Origin of the sequence: Paracoccus sp. (in: a-proteobacteria), assembly GCF_032007265.1 — a bacterium.
Classification (GTDB): Bacteria; Pseudomonadota; Alphaproteobacteria; order Rhodobacterales; family Rhodobacteraceae; genus Paracoccus.
This window is the reverse complement of record NZ_DALZMB010000187.1, coordinates 1-3,543: the sequence shown is the minus strand read 5'-3', so window position 1 is coordinate 3,543 and position 3,543 is coordinate 1. Positions and strand designations below refer to the sequence as shown.

The window sequence follows — 3,543 nt, the reverse complement described above, 5'->3', positions numbered from 1 at the left end:
CCGGGCTGATCCTGGCGGAACTTGGTGCCAGGGTCATCAAGGTCGAGAACCCTGCAACCGGTGACTATGCTCGCGGCTGGGGGCCCCCCTTTCTGCACGAGGATGCCACGGCCTTTCATGCGCTCAACCGTGGCAAGGAAAGCGTAACCATTGATTTCGCCGACCCCAGTCAACTTGCTCTGTTGCGGCGCATGATCTCGTCAGCAGATGCCGTGATCCAGAACCTGCGACCGGGCCTTTTGCGAAAGTTTGGCATCGAAGTCGCTCAAATCCGTCTTGAGCATCCCGAGCTGATCTGGTGCGATATCGGGGCATTTGGCAATGGCGGCCCATTATCAAGAAAGCCGGGCTACGACCCTTTGGCGCAGGCCACCTCGGGAATTATGTCGGTTACGGGCGAGGAAAACCGACCTCCGGTGAGGGTTGGCGTGTCGTTGGTCGATATGGGCTCGGGGATGTGGACGGTGATCGGTCTACTGTCTGCCTTGATCGAGCGTCAAAAAAGCGGGCAGGGCGCACATGTCGCAACCTCGCTTTTCGAAACAGGACTGGCATGGATGACCATTCCTTTGGCGGCACATGCCGTCTCGGGCGAGGTACGAAAACCTCATGGGTCGGGGCTGGCCGAAATCGTGCCCTATCAGGCATTCGAGGCCAGCGACGGTTGGGTGATGGTCGCTGCGGGTAATGACAAGCTGTTTGGTAAGTTGTGCGCGGCCATCCCTGGTCTGGCCGAGCTTGGAACTGATCCACGCTTTGCCCATAACCGCGGGCGGGTTCTGTTGCGCGAAGAACTGGTGCCACAGATTTCTGCCGGGCTGAAACGGCTCAGCATGTCCGAAATCAGCGCCTTTCTGGATGCGGTTCAGGTTCCCAATTGCCCACTTTTACGCATCGACCAGGTTTGGACCCATCCGCAGACCGAGGCCGTGGGCATTCTCGCTCAGGGTGGGGATCACAAATGGGTCGGGCTGCCGTTTTCGATCGATAGTCATCGCCCCACTTCGGGCGGTATTGCGCCTGTCCTTGGCGCTCAGGATCAGCAGATCAGGCAGGAATTCACATGATAGGCGAATATGAAACGCTCGCGCTAGAGCGCATTGACGAACATATCCTACTAATCCGGCTGAACCGGCCAGAGGTCGCCAATGCGATGAATTCGCAGATGGGTGAAGATCTTCTGGCGCTTTTCGAGGGATTTCAGCTGGAGACCGAGGATCTGCGCGTGCTGGTCATGACCGGTACGGGCGACAAGGCTTTTTGCGCGGGCGGAGATCTGAAAGAGCGCAATGGCATGACGGATGCGCAATGGCTACGCCAGCACGCCATGTTTGAGCGCATGGTACGCGCCCTTGTTGCTTGTCCCATTCCGATTATCGGCGCGATCAATGGGGCGGCCTATGGGGGCGGTTGCGAAATTTCGGCTGCCCTCGATTTCGCCTATGCGGCTGATCACGCGCGCTTTGCCCTGACCGAGGTCACCTTGGGTATCATGCCGGGGGCGGGGGGAACCCAGACCTTGCCACGCGCCATGGGCGAGCGCCGCGCCAAAGAGGTCATTCTCACTGGTCTGCCATTCACTGCGCAGGAGGCCTGTGACTGGGGCATGATCAACCGTGTCCTGCCCGCAGCAGAATTGCTTGACGCTTGTCTGGCGACCGCGCGTCGCATCGCAGCGAACGCGCCAATTTCCGTTCGTCAAGCCAAACAATCAATGCATCGGGGATTGCAGATGTCGCTGGCAGACGGCCTTGCCTACGAGATTGAATGTTACAACCGCATGGTCCCGACGCAGGATCGGCTGGAGGGGGTGCGCGCCTTTAATGAAAAGCGCAGGCCACAGTTTCGGGGGGCATGAGGATGGCCGATAGGGTAACTCTGCGTGAGGTCGGTTTGCGCGATGGAATTCAGATGGCATCTCGCTTTCTACCGACCGAGCATAAGCGAGAATGGGCACTTAGGTTGCGCGAAGCAGGCGTGGCCGAGATTGAGCTGACCTCTTTCGTGCCGCCCAAAGTCGTCCCGCAATTTGCCGATGCTGATCAATTGGCGGGCATCTTGCCTGAATTAGGTGACGTTACGGCCTCGGCCTTGGTGCCCAATCTCAAAGGTGCCGAGCGTGCGCTAGCCGCAGGATTCCGTCATATCAATTATGTGCTTTCGGTTTCCGAGGCGCATAGCCAGGCCAACGTACGCCGCAGCACCGATGAGGCTTTGGCCGAGTTCGATCGCATCGTCTCGCTTAAAAACAGTGAGGCCGGGAAGGGAATGGTTCTGGGCGTCGGTCTAGCCACGGCATTTGGCTGCACATTGCAAGGCCATGTCGATCCCGCTCGCGTTTTCGCACTTGCACGTCATCTTGTAGCCGGGGGCGCGGATGAGCTGATCGTGGCAGATACAGTCGGCTATGGCAATCCGGCGCAGGTCGAAGAGATCCTGCCTGAAATCATAAGTATTGCCGATGGCGGCCGTGTGATCTGCCATTTTCACGACACACGTGGTCTGGGCCTGGCCAATGTGGCCGCAGCGCTTAAGGCGGGGGTGCGCGCCTTTGACAGCTCGCTTGCAGGGTTGGGCGGGTGTCCTTTTGCCCCTGGCGCCACAGGAAATATCAACACAGAAGATACCGCCTTCATGGTGGAAAGCATGGGCTTTGCCACGGGGATCGACATTCCAATGCTGCTTGATCTGCGACGCGACGTCGAATCCTGGCTTGGTGATGAGCGCTATAGCGGCGTCATTGCGCGAGCAGGCCTGCCCAAGACCTACCGGCCAATTGAATGAAAGAGCCTCAAGCATGAACCAGGAACACGTCAGCTTTGAACTTGGCGAAGACTATATGGAGCTTCGCGATTCCATCCGCAGAATCTGTGCCAATTACCCCATGGAGTACTGGGCCAACCTAGAGGAGACCTCTGGCTACCCCACGGAATTCGTTGCCGAATTGACCGAAGGTGGCTTTCTTGCCGCTTTGATTCCTGAGGAATATGGGGGCGCCGGTTTGCCTCTGCGTGCTGCCGCCGTAATTTTGGAAGAGATCAACGCCTGTGGCTGTCAGGCAAGCCCCGCCCATGCACAGATGTATATCATGGGTACGCTCTTGCGTCATGGCACACAGGCCCAGAAGGATCGCTATCTTCCCGAAATTGCGGCAGGAACGCTGCGCCTTCAGGCTTTTGGCGTGACAGAGCCTACGACCGGATCAGACACCACCCAGCTGAAGACCCGTGCGGTCCGCGAGGGCGATGACTATGTCATCAACGGACAAAAGGTCTTTACTTCGCGCGCGCTTCATTCCGATTTGATGCTGCTTCTGGCGCGCACTACGCCGCTGGACCAGGTCAAGAAAAAGACGGATGGGATCTCGGTCTTCCTGATCGATCTGCGCAGCGCGCGCGGGAATGGTGTCGAGATCCGACCGATCAAGGCGCTGATGAACCACAATACGACTGAGGTATTCATTGAAAACCTGCGTGTGCCTGCCTCGGCGCTGATCGGCCACGAGGGAGATGGCTTTCGCTATATTTTGGATGGCATGAATGC

At 58.1% G+C, this 3,543-nt stretch carries 4 protein-coding genes; all 4 read left to right on the top strand.

Going from position 1 to position 3,543, the window contains the following annotated elements; genetic code table 11:
- Window positions 1-1,067, top strand: a 1,067-nt coding sequence (locus RTS12_RS20360) for a CoA transferase (protein ID WP_312531921.1), incomplete at its 5' end; no start/stop codon positions are given.
- The gene (locus RTS12_RS20355; RefSeq protein ID WP_312531919.1) at window positions 1,064-1,858 is read left to right on the top strand and encodes an enoyl-CoA hydratase-related protein; all 795 of its coding nucleotides are present in this window, start codon (window positions 1,064-1,066) and stop codon (window positions 1,856-1,858) included. The genes RTS12_RS20360 and RTS12_RS20355, both read left to right, overlap by 4 nt.
- Complete coding sequence (locus RTS12_RS20350; RefSeq protein WP_312531917.1) at window positions 1,855-2,784, top strand: hydroxymethylglutaryl-CoA lyase; 930 nt, start codon at window positions 1,855-1,857, stop codon at window positions 2,782-2,784. Before RTS12_RS20355 ends, RTS12_RS20350 begins: the two co-directional genes overlap by 4 nt.
- Window positions 2,785-2,797: 13 nt before the next feature.
- A partial coding sequence (locus RTS12_RS20345) for an acyl-CoA dehydrogenase family protein (RefSeq protein ID WP_312531915.1) occupies window positions 2,798-3,543 on the top strand: 746 nt, incomplete at its 3' end.